A 23,243-nucleotide genomic window follows, 5' to 3' on the forward strand; every position below is an offset into this window, starting at 1 on the left:
ATCCTTACATATCGTGATGTCCATGTTGTTTTTGTCTTGTATGATTTCGGTTCTTGACTTTATGTGAACCGCTCAGAGGCTCCTGCTGCCCTGATTGCTTTGGTGCATTTTTACGCATGTCTTTCCCATCGTTTTTGTTCATGATTCATCCCTCCTGCCTTTAGGATGCATTGGAGTGAACCGGTTTATACAATGTATAGAATGGAGCTGGTTTGCCTATACTATAAAGGCTGATTTCAGAACAAGGAGAGATGATTCATGCCTTATCATAAAAATAAACAGCAAGCTTATCAGGCAGTGGAGCAAAGTGTGACCGAAGTGCAGAACACTGTCAATGAACTGGTATTGGATGGAGCGAGTTACGGATCTCAATTGGCCCACCTGAAGAATGAAGTGAATGAAGCGTATCAGCAAATAGAAAACGCTTTGGAAGTGGCATCTGAAACACAACGGGCCCAGCTTCAACAGTTCAAGTCTGATTTATCCGCTATCATGAACGAAGTGAATAACCATTCTTGAGGTACAGTTCCAAAAAACCCCGACTGCAAAACTTTTGCGGTCGGGGTTTTATTTTGAAGTGAATCGGGTAGTGGAACTGTGAAGTCTCAAATTACATAGGTTTGAGCATCTCATCTCTTGCCAGTCCTATTGATTCGTTTTTCGTTTCTTGCTGAACTGCCGCTGCCCTTCTGTTAATGGTTCATTGGCGTATTCTTCGTTATATCCTGCCCCGTTGCCCTGTGACTTCGCCGCATTTGGCTCGTTGATCGTATGATTTGCTTTTCGTTTCGCCATTTTTCTACACCTCCATACAAGTAATATGCCACCGTTACCAAGTGTTTAGTAAAGGGAATGGCTAACAGAATTGTTTTTTCACGATAACTTTTTGAATGGTGCGACATGTTTTGACACAGGTGAAAATGTTGTAATACCAATATTTTCACTAAAAGCAAAAGGAGATTAATGTTTTAGATAAGAAAAACTTATCAAAAACAATAACTTTATTGTTATTTACTTATGTAATCGCTTGTATTAAGATGGAAATGTGAGAAAAGTTCGTTAGTTTAAGAACGAAGACTTTTCGACTTATTGTTTGATGCAGTTTAGAGGGGGAATCGAAATGGCAAAGAACGATGTATTTAATGCACGCTCTTCTTTCGAACTTGAAGGAAAACGTTATCATTATTATCGTCTAAAAGCACTTGAAGAAGCTGGAGTTACAAAAATCAATCGCTTACCTTACAGCGTAAAGGTATTGCTCGAATCTGTCCTTCGTCAATTTGACGGACGTGTCATTAACAAAGAGCATGTTGAGAACCTTGCGAACTGGGGATCAACTGAAGTGAAGGATGCGGAAGTTCCGTTCAAGCCTTCACGTGTTATCCTTCAGGATTTCACTGGTGTACCGGCTGTCGTAGATTTGGCATCCTTACGTAAGGCAATGGCTGATATCGGGGGCGATCCTCAGAAGATCAATCCTGAAATCCCGGTTGATCTGGTTATCGACCACTCTGTACAGGTTGATAAATATGGAACAGCGAATGCACTGCAAGTTAACATGGATCTTGAATTTGAACGTAATGCAGAGCGTTACCAATTCCTTAGCTGGGCTCAAAAGGCATTTGAAAACTATCGTGCCGTACCGCCTGCAACCGGGATCGTTCACCAGGTAAACTTAGAATACTTAGCAAATGTCGTTCACGCTGTTGAGACAACAGAAGGCGATTTTGAAACATATCCGGATACACTTGTTGGAACCGACTCCCATACGACAATGATCAATGGGATTGGTGTCCTTGGATGGGGTGTTGGTGGAATCGAAGCGGAAGCTGGAATGCTTGGTCAGCCATCATACTTCCCAATCCCAGAAGTTATCGGGGTGAAATTGACTGGAGAGCTTCCAAATGGCGCAACTGCGACAGATTTGGCTCTGAAAGTCACACAAGTATTGCGTCAAAAAGGAGTAGTAGGAAAATTCGTCGAGTATTTCGGAACAGGTGTTGCAACACTGCCGCTTGCTGACCGTGCGACGATCGCCAACATGGCTCCTGAATACGGCGCAACTTGCGGATTCTTCCCTGTAGATTCCGAATCACTGGATTATCTTCGTTTAACGGGACGTGATGAAGATCATATCAACATGGTAGAAGAATACCTGAAGAAAAACGAAATGTTCTTCACGCCTGAAAAAGAAGAGCCAACTTACACAGACGTCGTGGAAATCGACCTTTCTGCAGTAGAACCAAACCTTTCCGGACCGAAACGTCCTCAAGATTTGATTCCACTGTCAGATATGAAGGAATCTTTCCTTAACTCCATCACGGCTAAAGAAGGCGTACAAGGATTCGGCCTTGACGCATCTGAAATCAACAAAACAGCCAAGTATACGACTGAAGACGGTACGGATGTAGAAATGCCTACCGGTGCGATCGGTATCGCTGCCATCACGTCTTGTACGAATACATCAAATCCATATGTTATGTTAGGTGCCGGCCTTGTTGCGAAAAAGGCAGTGGAACTTGGCATGAATGTCCCTGATTATGTGAAAACATCACTTGCACCGGGATCTAAAGTTGTTACAGGCTACTTAAGGGATTCAGGATTACTGTCTTACCTTGAGACAATCGGCTTCAACCTTGTTGGGTATGGTTGTACGACTTGTATCGGTAACTCCGGTCCACTTCGTCCGGAAATCGAGAAAGCTGTTTCTGAGGCTGACTTATTATTAACATCAGTCCTTTCAGGTAACCGTAACTTCGAAGGACGTATCCACCCATTGGTGAAAGCAAACTACCTTGCTTCTCCGCCACTGGTTGTAGCATACGCCTTAGCTGGTACAGTAAACATCGACCTTCAAACCGAATCACTAGGAAAAGATAAAGATGGAAATGATGTATTCTTCAAAGACATCTGGCCGACTCAGGATGAAGTGAAGGATGCGGTCAAGTCTACTGTAACACCAGAATTGTTCCGCAGGGAATATGAGCATGTTTTCTCTGAAAACGAACGCTGGAATGAGATCAAAACAAGCAACGAACCACTATACAGCTTTGATGAGAACTCAACTTACATCCAAAACCCTTCATTCTTCACAGGACTTGCAACAACGCCTGAGGACATCAAAGGGTTGAACGGACTTCGCGTTGTCGGTAAGTTCGGGGATTCGGTCACAACTGACCACATTTCACCAGCCGGTGCCATCGGAAAAGATACACCAGCAGGGAAATATCTACGTGCAAACAACGTTGAACCACGTGACTTCAACTCTTACGGTTCCCGTCGAGGTAACCATGAAGTGATGATGCGCGGTACGTTTGCAAACATCCGTATCCGTAACCAAATTGCACCGGGTACTGAAGGTGGATTCACTACCTACTGGCCTGAAAATGAAATCATGCCTATGTATGATGCCTGCATGAAGTATCAGCAGGATGGAACAGGGTTGGTTGTGCTTGCAGGTAAAGATTACGGTATGGGATCTTCCCGTGACTGGGCAGCGAAAGGAACAAACCTTCTTGGCATCAAGACGGTCATTGCTGAAAGTTACGAGCGTATTCACCGTTCAAACCTTGTGATGATGGGTGTGCTGCCTCTTCAATTCAAGAAGGGCGACAGCGCTGAAACACTTGGATTGACTGGTAAAGAAACGATCTCTGTCAATATCACAGACGATGTAAAACCTCGTGACATCCTGACAGTTACTGCAGTCGCTGAAGATGGCACCACAACAGAGTTCGACGTGCTTGCACGTTTCGATTCTGATGTTGAAGTGGACTACTACCGTCACGGTGGAATTCTGCAGATGGTTCTTAGAAACAAATTACAAGCATAATGCACACATGAAGCCCCGGGAGTCTCCCGGGGCTTATTTTAGGTTATGGGATATGTCCATATTACAATGTCTAAAAAGAGACAAGCTTACATAACATGGTAGTACGATCATTTCTATGAGAGGAGCGTACTGCTTTGAAAGCCATATTTGGGGTATTACTTGTCACATTATTGATTTTCAGCTTTTATATTGAGAATTCATCGGATCCTTATTCGTTTTCAGAAGACTCGTTTGATGCGGCTGCTTCATATGATCAATTGATTGATATCGACGAAGGAGAGCTTGCCAAAACGCAGTCGGTCGAAACAGCGGCAGGTCCGAATATCGGGGATAAAGCAATCGACTTTAAGCTTGAGACGCTGAATGGCGAGGCCATGACTTTATCTCAGTTCAAAGGGAAGAAAGTCGTACTGAACTTCTGGGCGACATGGTGTCCGCCTTGTAAAGAAGAGATGCCTATCATCGAATCGTTTTATAAAAAACACGGAGATGACGTTGAAGTCCTTGCCATCAATATCGATCCTCAATATAACGTCAAGGAATACCAAAAATCCATGAAACTCACCTTTCCGATCCTTCTCGACAAAGACGACAAAATAAACAACGCCTACGACATCCTGACCGTACCCACCACCTTCATCATCAACCAACAAGGCATCATCACCAACAAACACATCGGAGCCATCACCACCCTCGACGCCTTTACCGCTTTACTCAAGTGAGGGACGGACCTCCACACCACACATACGTAAATCACTGTTAGCAACCACCAACGGGGGACGGACCTCACACCGTCCGTGTGTCCGGGCAACCCGATAAGCGGCCCACCTGATCCTCTAATTGTGACCTTTGTTTAAAATATCTGACATTTGGATATACTATTTATACAAACCACAATAGAGAGTGAGGGGAAGAACATGCGCAGACCAAGGAAAAAATCATTCGCAGATCTTGTGAAGGAAAACAAAAAACAATTACTCCTCGATCAAGATGCGATGGATGCGATAGAAGAGCGGATTGATGCAAGATTGGAGATAAAGCGTTCCATTGGAAAAGCCGAGTAAGAAATTACGAGGCTTATTTTTTTTGCCTGACATTCATACATGCCAATAATTACGCCCTATCAACCCGGCCAATTTGGAAATCATATTAGTAAGGAGGGGAAGTTTATGAGCAACTCAAAAGGTAGTCCGAATCATTTCGCGCCTAACCATATCGGTACGCAGTCCAGAGCTGCAGGCGGCAATAAAGGGAAACAGATGCAGGATAAATCAGGGAAGCATGCACAGGTCATCCAAACAAAGGGTGAATAAAGTTTACCTGTAGCAGCTACCCGGACGGAAAGGTCCGTCCCCCAAAAATATGATTGATATAGGAGGAATTCAGGATGGCGTGGGAAAAGCAGAATCCGGATGATCGCAGTGATAATGTTGAGAAGCTTCAAGGCATGGTGCAGCATACGATTGAGAATATCGATCGAGCTGAGGAGTCCATGGCTTTAACGGACAGTGAGGAACAGCTGCAATCGATTCAGGCTAAGAATGAACGCCGGAGAGAGAGCCTCCAGGCATTCCGAAGCGAAATTAAAGACGAAGCGAACGCAAGGAAATAAACCCAATCAGTTCATGACCCGGGAAGGACGATCCATCAAATGGCGTCCGGCCTGGGTCATGCTGTTATTTTAGATTGTCCCTTTCACAGCAAGCGGATTTGTATATTGCCTCTGACAACTATGATAAAATGGGAACGATACTCAATAGACGAAGAGGGTGTGAACATGCATATTGCAGAAAAAACAATAGAAGTCCGCTATGCAGAAACAGATCAGATGGGGGTTGTGTACCATGCCAATTACCTGGTCTGGATGGAATTGGGGCGCACACAGCTGATTGAGGACCTGGGGTTCAAATATGCGGATGTTGAGAAAGAGGGCATATTATCTCCTGTCATCGACCTGAATGTCAGCTATAAGTCACCAGTCAGATACGGAGAACAAGCGTTCATCAAAACATGGGTGGAAGCTTATGATGGTCTTCGCATCACCTATGCATATGAAATTTTCAACGGGAAGAATGAGCTTGCCATCACCGGTCAATCAAAGCATGTATGTGTCAAACAGGAAAATTTCCGTCCGGTCTCCATCAGGAAAATGTTCCCTCACTGGCATGAAGCATACGAAAAAGCAATGAAATCTTAATTCATCCATACATAATCCGGGAAATCAGGGAAAAAGGGGGCTTTCCATGGCATTCGGCATTAACAGACAAGAGCTAAAGGATTGGAAACAAGCGGTCATGGGCGGTGACATTGCTTTTTTGACCCATTACTGGCTTGATGATCGGTTTCCTGGTGCCCGGTCCGTCACGAAAGTAGGCTGTTGTGATTTGGATACGTTAGCTCGCTGGGGAGATCAATACAGCTTGAAAAGGGAATGGATTCATCAGCGTGAAGGCGGCTTCCCTCATTTTGATCTTGTAGGGGATACCCAGCTCAAGATTCTTCGGAATGAAGGGCTGCATGATCATATCGATCGCTTCCTGAAGGGGTGAAAATGACCTTCAAACAAGGAAAAAGGCTGGCGTCTGCCAGCCTTAGACCACATTATTTTTTGTACTCATAGGATGGTTCCTGAAGTGTTTCGTCAAACTCGACGTACAAATCATGACCGTCAAAAAACCATAAATCCCTTTCTTCAATAAAAAACGTCCGGTCTTCGACCACAACCTGTTCACCGATGTCGACAGGTTCATCTTTTGTCACACCTAAGGAAAAACTATCATGAAGAGGACTTGAGCCTCCGTAACGTACGTAAAAGCGTACTTGTCCGCCTTCTTCCACCAGCATTTCATCTTTAAACCAAAACAACGCTTTTTCAGAAATATGTATATTCATGGATGAAGCTCCTCTCTGTACTTCATGTCCAACCTGCTTTCTGGACAAAGAAAGTTTCATTACATATTATATACATAGATAAGCTTTAACATCTACCCATACGCATAAAGGAGGAGAATCATGAAGACACAAGCATTGCTGTATTACATAGGCGCCTTTATCTTTGCAGGGTTGAGCATCTTAACTTTCATTCAACTGCATGATCCGGTCTATCAGATGGAAGCGGGTGCATTCATCATCACATCGGCACTCATCTATTACGGAATGATCACCCTTTTCTTTAAAGGAAACAGAAAGACATTCTTAATGATCAACGGTGCCCTGGCGATTTTGGCGCTTGGCGGCATCTTCTTCAATTCATTGATCTTTGGGGGACATTAAAAAAACGAGCTTACCGTATAGTAGGCTCGTTTTTATTATGGCGTTACCCCTTATGAAAGAGATATCACTCCGGCAGTCCATTCACCATGTGAGATACCATTTCTTCTTGAGAATAACGGATTAAACCGTTTTTCTCGGCAAAATCCAGCGGGTAAATCCTGTAATTTTTATAGTGATTTTCAGACACGAATGTTGGCTGAAAATCGATGGAAGGGTATGTGATCTTCGTACCTGCGGGGTTACTCCTTTTATCTACTTGCACTGTCACCATTCCACCAATATCTTTAAAATCGTCTTTTTGTCCTGAAAGGAAATTTCCGAGCGAGTAGATAACGACGGCTTCGCGTCCGTCTTCAGTCTTATAGGTCTGAATCGGCTGCAAAACGTGCGGGTGATGACCGAAAATGATATCAACCCCGTTATTCGTCAGCACTTTTGCGAGTCTTTCCTGTTCCCCGGTCGGAAAGCGCTGATATTCATTACCCCAATGGAGGCTTAATACAACGATATCTGTATCCATCATTCTTGCCTTCCTGACTTCCTTCAGCATCTTCTGCTCATCGATCAAATTGACTAAGTAATCTTTTCCCTGAGGGACCGGGATGCCATTCGTTCCATACGTATATGAAAGGAGGGCAAACTTAATTCCGTTCACGTTGAATGTACGGATGCGATCCTTATCCTCTTTGCTTTTAAAGGCACCAACATAGGGCATCGAAATCTCTTCATAGTAATCGATTGCGCTTTTTAACCCCTTTTCCCCTTGATCTAGTGAGTGGTTATTCGCTGTCGTTACTGCGTCGACGCCTACTTCCTGCAGTGTTTTCACGATTTCTTTAGGGCTGTTGAAAAGCGGATAACTTGAAAGTCCGAGCTCTGCACCGCCAGGGGTCGATTCCTGGTTTGCAATCAAGAAATCGGGCGCGGATAAGATGTCTTTAACAGGTGCGAACATCTGTGAGAATTGATAGCCGGAACCGCTGTTCGCATCGTTATACACCGTATCGTGGAGGAGGATATCTCCGATTGCAGCGATAGAAGCAGTGGTATTGATGGACTTTTCCGAAGCTTCAACTTCCCGTGTGGTGTGCAGCAGCGATGAAAGGGTTTCTTTCTCCCCGGATGCGGCTTTAAATTCTGTCAACTGTCCATATAATAGAAAGCCCATGACAAGAAGCAATGGCAGGGATATGGCCAGTGCAATGATGGAGCGTTTTTTCTTCATATTCATCATCCTTTATCTGTCTCTATCCCTATTTTACATAATTTCCGATGTGTTTTGTGCTAATTGTCAAAAATGGTGTAGAACTTTATCGAAACGCGCATCTACCATCATCTTTCTCATAGGAAGAGAGGTATATACGTCTAGGTGCCAGTAAAAAAGTGACCCATATACCAACCGCCCGCTGGAGGGAGATGGTTGAATGGGTCACCTTTTTAAAGCCACTTGATTTTTGGTTCGGTTTTATCTTTAATGCGCTTAATATTTGCTCTATGTCTGTAAATGACAAAAATGGCGAGTATGCCGACAACGATTATGAGTGGAAGGTCTCCCGTAAAGATCGAATATGTAAAGGCGAGGACCGCTGCAATCATGGATGACAGGGAAACATATTTCGTTGCATATAAGCATATGAAAAAGACACCGAGTAGAATGATAAACAAGATGGGGTTGTATCCCAGGAGGACTCCGGCAGATGTTGCCACAGCTTTCCCTCCCCTGAAGTTTGCGAACAGCGGGTACATGTGTCCAATGACGGCAAATACCCCTGCCAACAGCATATGTACGTCACTTGCGAACAATAGGGGCAGCAAAGTGGCGGCAGTACCTTTCAGGATATCCATGATCGTCACGATCATACCTGCTTTCACACCAAGGGTCCTGAAGGTATTCGTTCCACCGAGATTGCCACTTCCATGTTCACGGATGTCTTTTCCGTAGAATGTCTTTCCGATCAGCAACCCTGATGGGATAGAGCCTAATAAATACGATAATACAAGAATAAGGGCAAAAATCATCATCACTGCTCCTTTTAAAATAACTGGTTCGCTTTTATTTTACCATGTTTTCCTTTTCAAGGGGAGAAAATCCGTGAAAAAATTAGTACCTGTTCCTAAAATCAGCTATCATTCCAATCTTTCATAAAAGGATATCCGATGGTGTGAAGTATGATAAAATGGACACACTTTAAATCGTTGAAATGTAGGTGAGTCGAGATGCAGCTTTTTTTATCAGCTTTGCAGTGGATGGCTTTCATGATCGCAGGATCGATTGCCGCTCCCATTGCCATAGCAGATTTGTTTCAATTATCCCCGGCTGAAACAGCGGGATTTATACAGCGGACCATTTTTGTATTGGGCGTCGCGAGTCTCATTCAGGCATGGGTTGGTCATAGGCTCCCGATAAATGAAGGCCCGGCCGGGTTATGGTGGGGAGTTTTTGCCATCTATGCCGGATTTTCAGGCACTCTTTATGACAGTCACGGAGAAATCATGACCGTTTTACAGGGAGGGATGATTGTCAGTGGTGTGATTTTCTTCATACTGTCAGCCACTGGATTGCTTAAAAAGCTATCCTCATTGTTCACACCGACGATCACGTTCATCTATTTGATGCTTCTGATTCTGCAGCTGAGCGGATCATTTATTAAAGGCATGTTCGGCATACAACACGAGGGTGGATCCTTTCAGCCGATCGTCCTCGCAGGCAGCCTGCTGACAATCCTTGCGGCACTCTACTTTTCCAGTCATAAGCGGAAATGGATTCAGCAATACTCGATCATCCTAGCCATGATAACCGGGTGGCTGATTTTTATCCTGTTAGGTTTGGGTGAAGGGGCTACAGTGTCTGATCAGTGGTTTTCTCTCCCTGAAGTCTTTGTGTTCGGAGCACCTGTCTTTGATACAGGTGTCATCGTCACATCGATTTTCATTACCTTCCTCCTGACCACCAATATGATCGCTTCCATCAGGGTGATGGAAGCGGTGATGAGGGCTAACGGACATCCTGCGCACCACCGCTATACAAAAAGCGGCTTTGCTTCAGGGGTGAATCAGTTACTGGGCGGTGTGTTCTCAGCAATCGGTTCTGTTCCCATCTCAGGTTCGGCAGGATTTGTGGCTGCGACCGGAATGTATTCGGTCATCCCGTTTGTATTAGGGAGCGGCCTCATTATTCTGATCAGTCTTATCCCTAAAATGATGAACCTTTTTGCCAGCCTGCCTGCTCCGGTCGGCTATGCGGTGACAACGGTCATTTTCATTAAAATGGTCGGTCTTGCCCTTGGTGAATACCGGAAAGAAGAAGATCTGGAACGGATTCATTTCGTCGCGGGAATCGCCCTTATTGTCGGGGTCGGGGCAATGTTTGTTCCTTCATCGGCATTCAAGGATATGCCTGTTGTGGTTGCTTCCATTTTAAACAACGGTTTGATCCTTGGTACCATGACCGGGATCGTGGTCGAACAATACATAGAGAAAAAGCATAGTAGAAAAAAGGAAACCAGTGAACATTAGTTTGCTGGTTTTTTTCTATTGAAAAATCCCGCTTTCCATCGGGAGATAGAAATAATATTGAGGAGGTATGTATAAAACCCATTTCTCACACACTAAACCAACAGGGTTTGTTTATGTATTGTACCTAAAGGGTATCACTACTATGTTTAGAATATATGTCAAAGGAAGTTAGGCAGGTGGAGAAATGATTGAATTCAGGAATGTCACAAAAACGTATGAAGATGGAACGGAAGCGATCAAGGGTATTGATTTGACAGTACCCGAAGGAAAGCTCGTCGCGTTGATCGGTCCGAGCGGTTGTGGAAAAACGACGACGATGAAAATGATCAATAAGCTGATTACACCAACGGAAGGCACGATCCTCATCAATGGGGAAGATATCTCACATGCAGATGAAGTAGAGCTTAGGAGAAATATCGGATATGTCATCCAGCGGATCGGTTTGCTGCCCCATATGACCATTGAAGAAAACATCAGCCTTATCCCCCGTCTGAAAGGATGGAAGAAGGAAAAATATGAAGGACGGGTAGATGAACTCCTTAACCTCGTAGGACTCGAGCCGTCGGTGTATAGAAAAAGGTATCCTCTTGAACTGAGCGGAGGCCAACAGCAGCGTGTGGGCGTGATCCGGGCACTTGCAGCCGAGCCACCCATCATATTGATGGATGAACCATTCAGTGCCCTCGATCCAATCAGCCGGGAACAGCTTCAGGACGAACTGAAGAGTATTCAAAACACCATACATAAAACAATCTGTTTTGTCACACATGATATTGACGAAGCGTTGAAGATCGCCGATGAAATCGTGATTATGCGGGATGGGAAGATAGAGCAGGTAGGAACGCCTTCAGAGCTGTTGAATCATCCGGCCAATGATTTTGTCTCCACCTTCATCGGAGAGGACAGAATGAACCGAATGGGAAGAACTGTGAGGCAGGTCATCGACATCATGGATGAAATAAATGATCATGTGATGCTGGATGATGGTGAGGGGCCGCAGATCCCACATGATGCTTCAATCAATGAAGCGGCTGGCCTCCTCCTTTCATCAGGAAAACGATATGTGGTCGTCATGCAAGAAGGCCGTAAAGTGGGGATTGTCACCGCAGAGGGCATTCTTTCAGTCATCGCCTCACAGCAGAATAAGGAGGCGAATGGGTTATGAACACACTCACCATAGGATTCATTCAGACGGTCACAAACAGATCCGATGCGATCATGACCGGACTGCTGGAGCATTTATATTTGTCTTTTGTGTCTATCTTCATAGCGATCGCGATTTCCCTTCCACTGGGTATTTATATTTCCAGAAAGAAAAGGACCGCAGAGTTATATATCGGGGTTACAGCCGTTTTCCAGACGATCCCCAGTCTTGCACTGTTCGGTTTCCTGATTCCTTTGCTTGGTACAGGAAGCATGACGGCCATCATAGCGCTCACTGTATATGCCCTTTTGCCGATTCTGAGAAACACGTATACAGGGATCATCGGTGTCGATGAAGGTGCCATCGAAGCCGGCCGGGGAATGGGGATGACGGATTCACAGCTATTATTTAAGGTGGAGCTCCCCCTTGCCCTGCCAATCATCATGGCTGGGATCCGGACGGCTACTGTGCTGACGGTCGGTGTCGCCACCCTCGCCACCTTTGTCGGCGCAGGCGGACTTGGGGACCTGATTTATCGAGGACTTTCAACTTGGAATAATAGTCTGGTACTCGCAGGGGCAATTCCTGCCGCATTGCTTGCCCTCGGCTTTGATTTCTTCTTGAAGGCACTTGAGAAGCTGACCACTCCAAAAGGATTGAAAACACGAAAATAATCATGAGATAAAGGAGAATCACAATGAAAAGAAAATTACAGACATTTGCTATACTCATCATATTTTCCATCACAGCCGCTGGATGCGGAAACGGCGGCGGGAAAGATACGATCACTGTCTCCGGGAAGAAGTGGACGGAGCAATACATTTTAACCCACATGATGGCAGAACTGCTGAAAGAGAAGACCGAGCTTGATGTGAAAGTGGAAGAAGGCTTGGGCGAAGTGTCGATCCTGACGCCAGCTCTTGAAAAAGGAGACATCGACGTATATGTGGAATATACAGGAACAGGTCTTGAAGCGGTCCTCAAACAACAGGCAGAAGAAGGTGCAACTGCAGATGAAATCCTTTCACAGGTGCGGAAAGGGTATGAAAAGAAATTCGATGTGACGTGGCTGAAGCCGCTTGGATTCGAGAATACGTATACGCTCGCTTACACAGAAGATCAGGATTTCGATGCCAAAACGTTCTCAGATCTCGTCCCGCTTTCGAAAACCCTGAGTTTTGGTGCACCCCATCAATTTTATGAACGAGAAGGCGATGGGTATGATGCCTTTTCTGAAGAGTACGGGTTTGAATTCAAGGATAAGGAAAGCTTTGATCCTAATATTATGTATGAAGCGGTCAAAAATGGAGATGTCGATATCATCCCTGCTTTTACGACCGATGGACGGATCCAGCGTTACAACTTGAAGACAACAGAAGATGATAAAGGATTCTTTCCGCCATATGATGCAGCGCCGATTATCCGCCAGGAAGTGTTGAAAGAACATCCTGAGGTGGAAGAAGTGCTGAATGAACTTGCCGGAAAGATTTCTGAACAAGAGATGAGTGAGCTGAATGCAAAAGTCGATATGGATAAACAGGATCCAAAGGAAGTCGCCCGTGACTTTCTCATTTCAAAGGGGTTGATTAAAAAGTAAACGCCGGTGAACATGGGCAGTCAAGCCCGAGCCCTGCTCCAGTCCTCTGGCTTGACTTTAATTCACAATCGTTTTTTATAAAATTTTGAAAAAATCAAAGGGAATTATGGTATAAAAGGAGAATAGGACATAAGAAGCAGATGTAGAAGAACAGATTCAGTGAAGGAGTTGTGCCCACCTATGGAAAACCCAACACGTGAAGAAATTGGACATATTCTCAAACAGTCTAAGCGCATTGCCGTGATCGGTTTGAGTGATAATCCAGCCAGGACATCATATATGGTTTCAAAAGCCATGCAGGATCAGGGTTATGACATCATCCCGGTTAATCCCACCATTGAGTCAGCCCTTGGGGTGAAAGCAGTAAGCTCACTACAGGACATTGACGGTCCGGTCGATATCGTCAACGTATTCAGGCGGTCGGAATTCCTGCCCGAAATCGCGGAAGAATTTGATCGCTTTAATTCAAACGTCTTCTGGGCTCAGCAAGGGGTGGTCAATGAAGAGGCGTATCGTTTTTTGAAAGAACGGGGGTATACAGTCATCATGGACCGCTGTATTAAGGTTGAACAAGCTTTAACCAAATAATTCTTACTCGGACAAGCGGTTCTTACCGCTTGTTTTTTTACGGAAGGCGCGTACTCATTCGTTGACTTAAACCGGGATGGAAAACAAGGGGGATGGGATCTGTTCACGGAAATATCATTTGCGAAAATGAAATAAAACGCTACAATAAGCAATAGAGTTTACCTTGAAAATGACGAAAACAGGTAAACGAACAAATGTTCTTATGTTATAGTAAGTACATACATAACCGATAATAACATACAAAACCATACCATTATCGGCAGAGAAGTTTTGAAAGGGGAATGTTCGTGGCCAACCAGAATAAGACCATGGATTATAATGATGATGCTATACAAGTATTAGAAGGCTTAGAAGCCGTCCGGAAGAGACCTGGGATGTATATAGGATCTACGGATACAAGAGGTTTGCATCATTTAGTATACGAAATTGTCGATAACTCAGTTGACGAAGCGCTTGCAGGCTTCGGTGATGAGATTATTGTTACGATACATAAGGATAATAGCATTTCAGTCCAGGATAAAGGACGGGGGATGCCGACCGGGATGCATAAACTCGGAAAGCCGACGCCGGAAGTCATCCTGACAGTGCTTCATGCAGGCGGTAAATTCGGTCAAGGCGGTTATAAAACAAGCGGCGGCCTGCACGGTGTGGGTGCATCTGTCGTCAATGCCTTGTCAGAATGGCTCGTCGTGACGATTGAAAGAGACGGAGTGAAATACGAGCAGCGCTTTTCAAAAGGCGGGAAACCGGAAACCACTCTTGAAGTGATCGGCAAGACGAAAAAAACCGGTACTCGTATTCATTTCAAACCAGATCCTGTCATCTTCAGCACAACCACCTATAATTACGAGACGCTTTGTGAGCGGCTGAGAGAGTCTGCTTTCCTTCTAAAAGGATTAAAGATTGAAATCATAGATGAGCGCCATGATCAAAAGGAAGTCTTTCATTTCGAAAGCGGGATACAGGCATTCGTCCAGTACTTAAATGAAGAAAAGGACGCCCTTCACAACGTCGCTTTCTTCGAAGGGGAGAATCACAAGATTGAAGTGGAGTTTGCCTTTCAATTCAACGACGGATTCTCAGAAAACATCCTGTCTTTCGTCAACAACGTCCGTACAAAAGATGGGGGAACACATGAAGCAGGTGCAAAGACTGCTATGACCCGGGTATTCAATGAATACGCCCGCAAAGTGGGTATTCTGAAAGACCGGGACAAAAATCTGGAAGGTACCGATATCCGTGAAGGATTGGCAAGCATTGTCAGCGTCCGCATACCTGAAGAGCTCCTCCAGTTTGAGGGACAGACGAAAGGGAAGCTGGGGACAAGTGAGGCACGTTCAGCGGTCGATGCTGTCGTATCGGAACATCTTCTTTATTTCCTTGAAGAAAATCCAGACACAAGCTCACTGCTCATCAAAAAATCGATCCGAGCGGCGCAGGCTCGTGAAGCTGCACGAAAAGCAAGGGAAGATGCACGGAATGGAAAGAAGCGTAAGCGCTCTGAAACAGTTCTGTCAGGTAAATTGACGCCTGCACAATCGAGAAATCCACAGAGAAATGAATTATATCTTGTGGAGGGAGATTCAGCCGGCGGTTCAGCCAAACAGGGACGGGACCGTAAATTCCAGGCAATCCTGCCGTTACGGGGGAAAGTCATTAACACGGAGAAGGCGAAACTCCAGGATATATTCAAGAATGAAGAAATCAACACGATCATTCATGCCATCGGTGGCGGAGTCGGTCCAGAATTCAACGTCGAAGATATCAATTACGATAAAGTGGTCATCATGACCGATGCCGATACAGATGGAGCCCATATCCAAGTGCTTCTCCTGACGTTTTTCTATCGTTACATGAAACCATTATTGGAAGCAGGAAAAGTATATATCGCCCTTCCCCCCCTTTATAAAGTGAGCAAGGGTTCCGGTAAGAAACAGAAGCTTGAATATGCATGGACCGATGATGAGCTTAAAGGTGCCATCTCAAAAGTCGGAAAAGGCTATATGATCCAGCGCTATAAAGGACTGGGTGAAATGAATGCCGATCAGCTGTGGGAAACAACAATGGACCCTGAAACCCGTGCACTTATTCGCGTGCGCATAGATGATGCGGCCCGTGCAGAACGCCGGGTGACGACGCTGATGGGCGATAAAGTAGAGCCGCGCCGTAAGTGGATTGAAAGCAACGTAGCATTTGGCCTGGAAGAAGACGGAAGCATACTGGAAAACGAAAATATTACGGTCGGAGAGGAGGGGTAAACGATGACAAATGTAGAAAGATATCAAGATTTACCTCTGGAAGAAGTACTTGGCGACCGCTTTGGGCGTTACAGTAAATATATTATTCAAGAACGTGCATTACCGGATGCACGGGACGGATTGAAGCCGGTACAAAGGCGTATCCTTTACGCCATGTACGTAGACGGGAATACGCAGGAGAAGGGTTTCCGGAAATCTGCGAAAACCGTCGGTAACGTAATCGGTAACTATCATCCCCACGGGGATACATCCGTATATGATGCCATGGTGCGGATGAGTCAAACGTGGAAGGTGCGTAAATATTTAGTTGAAATGCACGGAAACAACGGAAGCGTAGACGGGGATCCTCCAGCCGCGATGCGTTATACAGAAGCAAGACTTTCTGCGATCTCGACGGAGCTTCTCCGTGATATTGATAAAAAGACGGTGGACTTTGTTCCAAACTTTGATGATACTTCCAGTGAGCCGACCGTTTTACCGTCCCGTTTCCCGAACCTTCTGGTAAACGGTTCAACAGGGATCTCTGCAGGATATGCAACCGATATCCCTCCCCACCATTTGGGTGAGGTCATCGACGCTGCCATCCTTCGTATGGATCGTCCTCAATGTACCGTCGATGATTTGATGACGGTGATGAAAGGACCTGATTTCCCGACCGGAGGAATCATCCAGGGAATTGAAGGGATCAAGAAGGCTTATGAAACCGGAAAAGGCAAAGTGGTTGTCCGTGGAAAAGCCGAGATTGAAAGCATCCGTGGAAGCAAACAGCAAATTGTCATCACAGAAATCCCATATGAAATCAATAAAGCGAACCTAGTCAAGAAAATGGACGAGTTCCGCCTTGACCGGAAAGTGGAAGGAATCGCGGAAGTGCGGGATGAAACAGACCGTGACGGTATGCGGATTGTCATCGAGTTAAAGAAAGATGCAGACGCAACAGGCGTACTGAACTATCTTTACAAAAACAGTGACCTTCAAATCTCCTATAATTTCAATATGGTTGCCATACATAACCGTCGTCCGACACTCATGGGCCTGCGTCAACTGCTGGATGCCTATATTCAGCATCAAAAAGAGGTCGTGACGAACCGGACGCGCCATGATTTGACGAAAGCAAAGGACCGTCAGCATATCGTCGAAGGTCTGATGAAAGCCCTGTCGATTCTTGATCAGGTGATTGCGGCCATCCGTGCTTCCAAAGATAAGCGGGATGCAAAGGATAATCTGATTCAAAAGTTCGGGTTCACAGAAGACCAGTCAGAAGCGATCGTGAGCTTACAGCTCTACCGTTTGACCAACACTGATATTACAGCCCTTCAGGCAGAAGCGGAGGAACTCGCGAAAACGATTGAGGAACTGACAGCCATCCTTGATAGCGAAAGCAAGCTTGTCAGTGTCATCAAGAAAGAATTGAAGGCTATCAAGAAGAAATTCGCTGATGTAAGACGTACGCGTATTGAAGACGAAATCGAGGAACTCAAGATCAACCTTGAAGTTCTGATCGCAAGTGAAGACGTCATGGTGACCGTCACACGGGACGGCTACATGAAACGGACGAGTCTCCGTTCCTATTCAGCGTCAAACGGACAAGATCTGGCGATGAAAGAGACAGACAGGCTTCTTGGACAGTATGAGATGAATACAACCGATGTCCTGCTTGTTTTCACGAACAAAGGAAATTATATCTATTGCCCCGTTCATGAATTACCTGATATCAGGTGGAAAGATCTTGGCCAGCATGTCGGAAACATCGTCCCGATCGATCGTGACGAACAGGTGCTCAAAGCTATCCCGATTAAAGAGTTCTCAGCGGAACACTATTTGCTGTTTGTAACAAAGAACGGAATGATTAAGAAATCCGAGCTTCCTCAGTACAAGGCACAGAGATACTCACGCCCCCTTGTAGGAATCAATTTAAAGGGTAATGATGAATTGATCGATGTGCATCTGACTGACGGCTCCCACGATGTTTTCCTTGCCACTCATTTGAGCTTTGGATTATGGTTCTCTGAAGAAGATGTCAATATTGTCGGACCCCGTGCAGCCGGGGTGAAAGCGATCAATCTGAAAGACGATGACTTTGTCGTTTCAGGGAAACTGGTAAGAGATCCTGCGAAAGAGTTTATCTTCTTAGCCACCCAGCGCGGCGCAGTGAAAAAGATGAAGTTGGCAGAGTTCGAGAAAACCTCCCGTGCAAAACGCGGGGTCATCATGCTCCGTGAATTGAAGTCGAATCCACACCGTGTCGTGTGCGTTGAAATCGTGAGAGATACGGATAAAGTCGGACTCATCACGAATAAAGGTAAAATGGAAGAAGTACAGGTGAAAGACCTCAGACCAAATGACCGGTACTCGAACGGATCATTTGTCATCGATGAAGGGGACAGCGGCTCTGTTTATGAAACTTGGACAGAATCACTTCTCCCTGATAAAAAAGAATAATGACAGACAAAAAGACCAGGGCCGTTCCTGGTCTTTTTTGAATACAAAACACATGATTTGGAAAATAATGAGGAAGGCACGACTGGTTCTGAATGTCGAATGTATATTCATTCATGATTGTTGTACAATCACAGGGAGAGATTGTACAACAATTCATATTCTTTCAACAATATGAATTTTTAAGTTGAATGGAAATTCTTTTTTTGGTAGATTAAATAAGTGTCTGAATGGGTAAACATACATAGGTTCACACAAAATCATGCATAATACATACAACTAAGGGGGAACAATGATGGATTTATTTTCAAATATCATAGGTACGCTAAATGACTATATGTGGTCGTATATCCTGATCGTCGGATTGATTGGATTGGGACTATATTTCTCACTGCGCACGAAATTTGCTCAATTTCGTTACCTGGGGGAGATGGGGAGACTTCTGACAGATAAGACAACGATCTCGGCAGAAGGAAAACGTGGTATCTCTTCTTTCCAGGCATTCACGATCTCAACTGCATCACGTGTTGGTACAGGTAACCTTGCAGGTGTTGCAACTGCAATCGCAGGCGGTGGCCCAGGTGCCGTCTTCTGGATGTGGATCATTGCACTGCTTGGCGGAGCGACAAGCTTCGTAGAAAGTACACTTGCCCAAATCTACAAGGTGAAAGACGGTAAAGATGGGTACCGTGGGGGCCCGGCTTACTATATGGAAAAAGGTTTGAACGCACGTTGGATGGGAATCCTGTTTGCGATCATCATTACATTCTGTTTCGGACTTGTTTTCAACTCTGTTCAGTCCAACACGATCTCGCTTGCGATGGAAGAGGCTTACGCATTTGACCGTTTGACTGTCGGTATTGTCCTGGCAGTTCTGACGGCCGTCATCATCTTCGGAGGGGTGAAACGGATTGCGAGCGTCACTCAAATCGTCGTTCCAATCATGGCCATCCTTTATCTGATCCTTGCATTCTTTATCTTAATTACGAATATTACAGCACTTCCAAATATGTTTGTCATCATCTTTGAAAATGCATTCGGTATCCGTGAAGTAGCAAGCGGCGGAGTCGGCGCAGCGATCATGATGGGAATCAAGCGGGGATTGTTCTCGAATGAAGCAGGAATGGGTAGTGCTCCGAACGCAGCAGCGTCCGCGGGTGTCACACACCCAGTCAAACAGGGACTTATCCAGACCCTGGGTGTCTTCACTGACACACTTCTGATCTGTACAGCAACTGCGTTCATGATCATTTTGTCTGATCAATATACGACAGGGATCGATGGTATCCAGTTGACGCAGGCAGCCCTAAGTTTCCATGTTGGTGAATGGGCCGATACATTTGTTGCAGTGGCAATCTTCTTATTCGCATTCAGCTCAATCATCGGAAACTATTATTACGGTGAAACGAACATCGAATTCATCAAGTACAGCCCGGTGTCCCTATTCATCTACCGTATGGCGGTCGTTGGCATGGTGATCTTCGGAGCGGTTGTCCAGCTTGATATCGTCTGGAGTCTTGCTGATCTCTTTATGGGTCTGATGGCAATCATCAACCTTATCGCGATCACACTACTCACTAAGATTGCGATTGCGGCATTGAAAGATTACCGTGAGCAAAAGAGACAAGGGAAGGATCCCGTTTTCTACTCTAACTCGATCAAGGGGTTACAGGGCATTGAAAGCTGGGAAGCAAAGCCTGAGTCTGGTAAACAAAAATAATGAACTCGGAAAGACCAACCTGATTGTAATGGGTTGGTCTTTTTTATATTCCGGTACACCGGTATGGTTAAATGAGATTAGTATTACATAGATTTTCCTTCTTTGGTGAAAATAATGGAGAATAACTTTGTATCAAGGAGAGAGGATCATGAGAAAAGAATTACTATTTGCATTCGGGGCTTTCTTTATTCTGTCGCTTCATGCCATTGCAGGTAATATTTCAACTGTTTCAGAGGAAAAACCGTCAGCCAATAAAATTCTCATTCATACGTATGAAAAAGACGTAACCGGAGATGGAAAGAAAGACCGAATTGAACTGAAGGCAATCCCATTTTCTCCTGACGCCCTTTTCCTGAAGCAGATTTGGGCAGACATTGCCACTTCAGCAGGCAGTAAGATGCGGATTGACTATGAAGGCGGATACGAACCTGCCATTCAGTTTGTCGACCTCAATCACGACGGAATAAAGGATATGTTGTATTCATCAGCGACAGGAGGAAGCGGCGGACTGTATGACATGGACCTCCATACTGCTGCAGGCGGTCAGCTGAAGGATATCGGCCTTCCTGAGCCACTGACGATACAGGCGCAATTTGAAGATGATTACAAGGCATCACTGTCATTTGCAGACACAAATCAGGCATATACGGTGAATTTAGCGGACCGTAAAGAAGACTATGAGAAATTAGGCATTTATACGGATGGTGAATTGAATGAACCGATGGAATTGATGGTATTGCCTTATGCCTTTTTCGAGCCTGTCAAGATTTTCGGTAAAAAGGGTAAGGGCCTCAAAGGATATCAGCAAATCAGCGGTGCCTATAAAGCGGACGGGATCGGCACGGTGACCTCGTATTGGTATTATGATCAAGGGAAATGGAACTTGAAGAAAATCAAATGGAAAGAAAGCGGTGGCAGGAACCGTTTATAGGCATTTATCATACTCTGTTGTAAGCCCATTTTGAACAATAGGAGGCTTACACATGAGTGAATTTAAGCCAGAGAACTTGGTAGTGACCCATTTACCTCCAGCATCCAGCTTCTACCCGATTGATAACAGGAAATACACCCTGACACACTCAGACTCCACAGGTGAATTATGTTTAAGCATCGGGTGTCATTTTGACCCCTCACACATCAATCCTGCCATGCGGGACGAAGTAAAAGCAGAGTGGAGAAGGGACCTCGGTCAGTATACACTTGCAGGAACCGTTTATGTGAGCGGGGGAGAATATGATCAGCAGCTTTCAAACGTAAGATACATGATCTTTAAGAAAGAGATCCCGCTTGCTTTATCAGCGATTGTAAACGGGGATGAAGGGTTTTATACGTACTATCCATGGCTGCTCGATGCACCGATCTTCATTTGCTTCGAATCAGTTTTCCCACAGTTTCAACAAACCATATATTTTGGAACGCCGAGGCAATATAGGTTATGAAGTAAGAGCATAAGGAGATTTCTCTTTATGCTTATTTACTTTCTTAAAAAAGTGGGTTTTACTCATTCATAATAGTATTATGTAAACTTTAGGAAGCGTATATGCTTTATTAAAGTCATTGATTTCGCAATTGCATAAACTGATTGGAATTTTAGAGGGTATTGGAGGAACATGTCGAAATCATTTCAAATAGAACCTATTCATGCGTTGGAGGTAGAGAAATGAAAATCACAAGAATGGATCATATCAGTATAAACGTGCATGATCTTTCAAGCGCGAAAGAATTTTTTATTGATTTAGGACTTGAGGTGAAAGCGGAATGGGAGATGGATGGAGAATTGCTGGACAGGATCGTTGGCTTAAAGGAGGTAAAAACGTCATGCGTAGGGATGGGCTTGCCGGACGGTCAGACATGGATCGAACTCGTTAAATATATCACACCCGCTGATGAAGAGGGCATTCAGCACACGCTTCCCAACACGCTCGGTATCCGGCATATCTGCTTCGCAGTAGACGATCTTGACACCATGGTTGCCCATTTGAAAAGAAAGGGGACCGGAATCTTTAGCGAAATCCAGCAATATGAAGACAAATATAAGTTATGCTACGTTCGTGGTCCAGAAGGAATCATGTTAGAACTGGCGGAGGAACTCAGATAATGGATGAGGAATATGCAAAAAACTGATGCAAGCATGTAGAATCTTGTTTACATAATAAAGAGCTAAACGCAGTATAAGAAAAGGGGTTTCATTGTGCCCGTTCCAAGAAGAATTACACCCCTGTGTCCAAAATGCAAGGGATATAACACGTATGACATCATTCCGGAGATTCCGGATCAACCGGAGTTTCAATTACGACCGGATGAGTTCTTACATGATACGTATTCGATTGGCAATGCAAAGTATCATTGTGCAGATTGTGACCATACCTGGAAAAAGTACGAGGGGGAGCAACCTTATAAAAGGATAAAAGTGATCCACTCTTATGTAGGCGGGTTTCCCGGTCCGAACCATCATGTGAGGGTTGATCTTGCAGACAAAAGAGTAGACCATCATACCGAATACCTTTTTTTAGACGGAAAACAAGAGAGTGATTATACATTATTGACTGATGAGGATATAGATTTTTATCCTCATGAACTTTATCGATGTGATTTCGTGAACTGGGCTGAAGAATACGATACCGTTTGTTTAGTAATGGATGGTACTCATTGGCGAGTGCGGATAGAATACGATACGCATTGTGAAATAAAAGTTGGGGACAACCACTTCCCGCCAAAATGGGCAAAGTTCTGTAAAACGTGTTCAGCGATGAGTGGTCATGAGTTTAAATAGGAGGATCATTAAAACTACTGTAGATAAACGCTTGCCGTTGATCTTCTTTTGACTTAGCGGCAGCGTTCCCTTTAAATCACTCGATAGGGACTGCCTGAATGAA

26 protein-coding genes are annotated in these 23,243 nt (G+C 44.8%); 21 read left to right on the plus strand and 5 right to left on the minus strand.

Features of this window, described 5'->3' with window-relative positions; all coding sequences use genetic code 11:
• Positions 1-4 precede the first annotated feature (4 nt).
• Positions 5-145 carry a small acid-soluble spore protein P gene (locus KH172YL63_RS09715; protein ID WP_173108119.1) on the minus strand — a complete coding sequence of 47 codons (141 nt, stop codon included), beginning with the start codon at positions 143-145 and terminating at the stop codon, positions 5-7.
• A gap of 113 nt (positions 146-258) precedes the next feature.
• Between KH172YL63_RS09715 and KH172YL63_RS09720 the strand changes: the two genes are divergently transcribed.
• A complete protein-coding gene (locus KH172YL63_RS09720; protein WP_173105913.1) occupies positions 259-519 on the plus strand; it encodes a hypothetical protein in 261 nt (86 codons plus the stop codon).
• Between the two features lie 126 nt (positions 520-645).
• On the opposite strand, the gene sspO is transcribed toward KH172YL63_RS09720, so the two are convergent.
• Positions 646-795 (minus strand): small acid-soluble spore protein O, encoded by a 150-nt coding sequence (gene sspO, locus KH172YL63_RS09725; RefSeq protein ID WP_173105914.1) that lies wholly within the window; start codon positions 793-795, stop codon positions 646-648.
• A 325-nt stretch (positions 796-1,120) separates the two neighbouring features.
• Here sspO and acnA point away from each other — a divergent pair, with 325 nt between their 5' ends.
• The 7 genes from acnA to KH172YL63_RS09760 all read left to right on the plus strand — a co-directional run bounded on the left by acnA (position 1,121) and on the right by KH172YL63_RS09760 (position 6,381).
• Positions 1,121-3,832 (plus strand): aconitate hydratase AcnA, encoded by a 2,712-nt coding sequence (acnA, locus tag KH172YL63_RS09730; RefSeq protein ID WP_173105915.1) that lies wholly within the window; start codon positions 1,121-1,123, stop codon positions 3,830-3,832.
• A gap of 134 nt (positions 3,833-3,966) precedes the next feature.
• On the plus strand, positions 3,967-4,554 hold the full coding sequence (locus KH172YL63_RS09735) for a TlpA disulfide reductase family protein (RefSeq protein WP_173105916.1): 588 nt from the start codon (positions 3,967-3,969) through the stop codon (positions 4,552-4,554).
• A 195-nt stretch (positions 4,555-4,749) separates the two neighbouring features.
• Entirely contained in the window at positions 4,750-4,896 is a 147-nt protein-coding gene (locus tag KH172YL63_RS09740; RefSeq protein WP_173105917.1) for an FbpB family small basic protein, read from the plus strand.
• A 105-nt stretch (positions 4,897-5,001) separates the two neighbouring features.
• Positions 5,002-5,145 (plus strand): acid-soluble spore protein N, encoded by a 144-nt coding sequence (locus tag KH172YL63_RS09745; protein ID WP_044336998.1) that lies wholly within the window; start codon positions 5,002-5,004, stop codon positions 5,143-5,145.
• A gap of 74 nt (positions 5,146-5,219) precedes the next feature.
• Positions 5,220-5,444, plus strand: a complete 225-nt coding sequence (gene tlp, locus KH172YL63_RS09750) for a small acid-soluble spore protein Tlp (RefSeq protein WP_173105918.1) — start codon at positions 5,220-5,222, stop codon at positions 5,442-5,444.
• Positions 5,445-5,609: 165 nt separating this feature from the next.
• Complete coding sequence (locus tag KH172YL63_RS09755) at positions 5,610-6,029, plus strand: acyl-CoA thioesterase (protein WP_173105919.1); 420 nt, start codon at positions 5,610-5,612, stop codon at positions 6,027-6,029.
• A 46-nt stretch (positions 6,030-6,075) separates the two neighbouring features.
• Positions 6,076-6,381 carry a hypothetical protein gene (locus KH172YL63_RS09760; protein ID WP_173105920.1) on the plus strand — a complete coding sequence of 102 codons (306 nt, stop codon included), beginning with the start codon at positions 6,076-6,078 and terminating at the stop codon, positions 6,379-6,381.
• Positions 6,382-6,433: 52 nt separating this feature from the next.
• On the opposite strand, the gene KH172YL63_RS09765 is transcribed toward KH172YL63_RS09760, so the two are convergent.
• A complete protein-coding gene (locus KH172YL63_RS09765) occupies positions 6,434-6,724 on the minus strand; it encodes a HesB/YadR/YfhF family protein (RefSeq protein WP_173105921.1) in 291 nt (96 codons plus the stop codon).
• 120 nt (positions 6,725-6,844) lie between these two features.
• Here KH172YL63_RS09765 and KH172YL63_RS09770 point away from each other — a divergent pair, with 120 nt between their 5' ends.
• On the plus strand, positions 6,845-7,105 hold the full coding sequence (locus KH172YL63_RS09770) for a hypothetical protein (RefSeq protein WP_173105922.1): 261 nt from the start codon (positions 6,845-6,847) through the stop codon (positions 7,103-7,105).
• Positions 7,106-7,169: 64 nt separating this feature from the next.
• On the opposite strand, the gene KH172YL63_RS09775 is transcribed toward KH172YL63_RS09770, so the two are convergent.
• Positions 7,170-8,330 (minus strand): CapA family protein, encoded by a 1,161-nt coding sequence (locus tag KH172YL63_RS09775; protein WP_173105923.1) that lies wholly within the window; start codon positions 8,328-8,330, stop codon positions 7,170-7,172.
• A gap of 212 nt (positions 8,331-8,542) precedes the next feature.
• Positions 8,543-9,127 carry a glycerol-3-phosphate 1-O-acyltransferase PlsY gene (plsY, locus tag KH172YL63_RS09780; protein ID WP_173105924.1) on the minus strand — a complete coding sequence of 195 codons (585 nt, stop codon included), beginning with the start codon at positions 9,125-9,127 and terminating at the stop codon, positions 8,543-8,545.
• A gap of 195 nt (positions 9,128-9,322) precedes the next feature.
• Here plsY and KH172YL63_RS09785 point away from each other — a divergent pair, with 195 nt between their 5' ends.
• The 12 genes from KH172YL63_RS09785 (at position 9,323) to KH172YL63_RS09840 (ending at position 23,140) form a co-directional block, all read left to right on the plus strand.
• Complete coding sequence (locus KH172YL63_RS09785; protein ID WP_173105925.1) at positions 9,323-10,621, plus strand: purine/pyrimidine permease; 1,299 nt, start codon at positions 9,323-9,325, stop codon at positions 10,619-10,621.
• Between the two features lie 184 nt (positions 10,622-10,805).
• Complete coding sequence (locus tag KH172YL63_RS09790; protein ID WP_173105926.1) at positions 10,806-11,786, plus strand: ABC transporter ATP-binding protein; 981 nt, start codon at positions 10,806-10,808, stop codon at positions 11,784-11,786.
• Positions 11,783-12,439 carry an ABC transporter permease gene (locus KH172YL63_RS09795; protein WP_173105927.1) on the plus strand — a complete coding sequence of 219 codons (657 nt, stop codon included), beginning with the start codon at positions 11,783-11,785 and terminating at the stop codon, positions 12,437-12,439. The genes KH172YL63_RS09790 and KH172YL63_RS09795 overlap by 4 nt, the downstream gene beginning before the upstream one ends.
• Before the next feature lie 23 nt (positions 12,440-12,462).
• Positions 12,463-13,362 carry a glycine betaine ABC transporter substrate-binding protein gene (locus KH172YL63_RS09800; protein WP_173105928.1) on the plus strand — a complete coding sequence of 300 codons (900 nt, stop codon included), beginning with the start codon at positions 12,463-12,465 and terminating at the stop codon, positions 13,360-13,362.
• A gap of 180 nt (positions 13,363-13,542) precedes the next feature.
• A complete protein-coding gene (locus KH172YL63_RS09805) occupies positions 13,543-13,950 on the plus strand; it encodes a CoA-binding protein (protein WP_173105929.1) in 408 nt (135 codons plus the stop codon).
• 287 nt (positions 13,951-14,237) lie between these two features.
• Positions 14,238-16,208 (plus strand): DNA topoisomerase IV subunit B, encoded by a 1,971-nt coding sequence (parE, locus tag KH172YL63_RS09810; protein ID WP_332066975.1) that lies wholly within the window; start codon positions 14,238-14,240, stop codon positions 16,206-16,208.
• Between the two features lie 3 nt (positions 16,209-16,211).
• Positions 16,212-18,650, plus strand: a complete 2,439-nt coding sequence (gene parC, locus KH172YL63_RS09815) for a DNA topoisomerase IV subunit A (RefSeq protein ID WP_173105930.1) — start codon at positions 16,212-16,214, stop codon at positions 18,648-18,650.
• A gap of 292 nt (positions 18,651-18,942) precedes the next feature.
• A complete protein-coding gene (locus KH172YL63_RS09820) occupies positions 18,943-20,367 on the plus strand; it encodes an alanine/glycine:cation symporter family protein (protein ID WP_173105931.1) in 1,425 nt (474 codons plus the stop codon).
• Between the two features lie 148 nt (positions 20,368-20,515).
• Positions 20,516-21,298 (plus strand): hypothetical protein, encoded by a 783-nt coding sequence (locus KH172YL63_RS09825; RefSeq protein WP_173105932.1) that lies wholly within the window; start codon positions 20,516-20,518, stop codon positions 21,296-21,298.
• A gap of 52 nt (positions 21,299-21,350) precedes the next feature.
• Positions 21,351-21,806, plus strand: a complete 456-nt coding sequence (locus KH172YL63_RS09830; protein WP_173105933.1) for a staygreen family protein — start codon at positions 21,351-21,353, stop codon at positions 21,804-21,806.
• A gap of 221 nt (positions 21,807-22,027) precedes the next feature.
• Positions 22,028-22,465, plus strand: a complete 438-nt coding sequence (locus KH172YL63_RS09835; RefSeq protein ID WP_173105934.1) for a VOC family protein — start codon at positions 22,028-22,030, stop codon at positions 22,463-22,465.
• A gap of 93 nt (positions 22,466-22,558) precedes the next feature.
• Positions 22,559-23,140: a hypothetical protein gene (locus tag KH172YL63_RS09840; RefSeq protein WP_173105935.1), complete on the plus strand. Its 582-nt coding sequence runs from the start codon at positions 22,559-22,561 to the stop codon at positions 23,138-23,140.
• The last annotated feature ends 103 nt before the right edge of the window (positions 23,141-23,243 follow it).

It is taken from the genome of Bacillus sp. KH172YL63 (genome assembly GCF_011398925.1).
GTDB lineage: Bacteria > Bacillota > Bacilli > Bacillales > Bacillaceae_B > Rossellomorea.

What these genes read in the sequence shown, in the direction of transcription:
- KH172YL63_RS09720 (WP_173105913.1), top strand. Translation starts at nt 259, where the DNA reads ATGCCTTATCATAAAAATAAACAGCAAGCTTATCAGGCAGTGGAGCAA.
- sspO (WP_173105914.1), bottom strand. Translation starts at nt 795, where the DNA reads ATGGCGAAACGAAAAGCAAATCATACGATCAACGAGCCAAATGCGGCG.
- acnA (WP_173105915.1), top strand. Translation starts at nt 1,121, where the DNA reads ATGGCAAAGAACGATGTATTTAATGCACGCTCTTCTTTCGAACTTGAA.
- KH172YL63_RS09740 (WP_173105917.1), top strand. Translation starts at nt 4,750, where the DNA reads ATGCGCAGACCAAGGAAAAAATCATTCGCAGATCTTGTGAAGGAAAAC.
- KH172YL63_RS09745 (WP_044336998.1), top strand. Translation starts at nt 5,002, where the DNA reads ATGAGCAACTCAAAAGGTAGTCCGAATCATTTCGCGCCTAACCATATC.
- tlp (WP_173105918.1), top strand. Translation starts at nt 5,220, where the DNA reads ATGGCGTGGGAAAAGCAGAATCCGGATGATCGCAGTGATAATGTTGAG.
- KH172YL63_RS09755 (WP_173105919.1), top strand. Translation starts at nt 5,610, where the DNA reads ATGCATATTGCAGAAAAAACAATAGAAGTCCGCTATGCAGAAACAGAT.
- KH172YL63_RS09760 (WP_173105920.1), top strand. Translation starts at nt 6,076, where the DNA reads ATGGCATTCGGCATTAACAGACAAGAGCTAAAGGATTGGAAACAAGCG.
- KH172YL63_RS09765 (WP_173105921.1), bottom strand. Translation starts at nt 6,724, where the DNA reads ATGAATATACATATTTCTGAAAAAGCGTTGTTTTGGTTTAAAGATGAA.
- KH172YL63_RS09770 (WP_173105922.1), top strand. Translation starts at nt 6,845, where the DNA reads ATGAAGACACAAGCATTGCTGTATTACATAGGCGCCTTTATCTTTGCA.
- KH172YL63_RS09775 (WP_173105923.1), bottom strand. Translation starts at nt 8,330, where the DNA reads ATGAAGAAAAAACGCTCCATCATTGCACTGGCCATATCCCTGCCATTG.
- plsY (WP_173105924.1), bottom strand. Translation starts at nt 9,127, where the DNA reads ATGATGATTTTTGCCCTTATTCTTGTATTATCGTATTTATTAGGCTCT.
- KH172YL63_RS09785 (WP_173105925.1), top strand. Translation starts at nt 9,323, where the DNA reads ATGCAGCTTTTTTTATCAGCTTTGCAGTGGATGGCTTTCATGATCGCA.
- KH172YL63_RS09790 (WP_173105926.1), top strand. Translation starts at nt 10,806, where the DNA reads ATGATTGAATTCAGGAATGTCACAAAAACGTATGAAGATGGAACGGAA.
- KH172YL63_RS09795 (WP_173105927.1), top strand. Translation starts at nt 11,783, where the DNA reads ATGAACACACTCACCATAGGATTCATTCAGACGGTCACAAACAGATCC.
- KH172YL63_RS09800 (WP_173105928.1), top strand. Translation starts at nt 12,463, where the DNA reads ATGAAAAGAAAATTACAGACATTTGCTATACTCATCATATTTTCCATC.
- KH172YL63_RS09805 (WP_173105929.1), top strand. Translation starts at nt 13,543, where the DNA reads ATGGAAAACCCAACACGTGAAGAAATTGGACATATTCTCAAACAGTCT.
- parC (WP_173105930.1), top strand. Translation starts at nt 16,212, where the DNA reads ATGACAAATGTAGAAAGATATCAAGATTTACCTCTGGAAGAAGTACTT.
- KH172YL63_RS09820 (WP_173105931.1), top strand. Translation starts at nt 18,943, where the DNA reads ATGGATTTATTTTCAAATATCATAGGTACGCTAAATGACTATATGTGG.
- KH172YL63_RS09825 (WP_173105932.1), top strand. Translation starts at nt 20,516, where the DNA reads ATGAGAAAAGAATTACTATTTGCATTCGGGGCTTTCTTTATTCTGTCG.
- KH172YL63_RS09830 (WP_173105933.1), top strand. Translation starts at nt 21,351, where the DNA reads ATGAGTGAATTTAAGCCAGAGAACTTGGTAGTGACCCATTTACCTCCA.
- KH172YL63_RS09835 (WP_173105934.1), top strand. Translation starts at nt 22,028, where the DNA reads ATGAAAATCACAAGAATGGATCATATCAGTATAAACGTGCATGATCTT.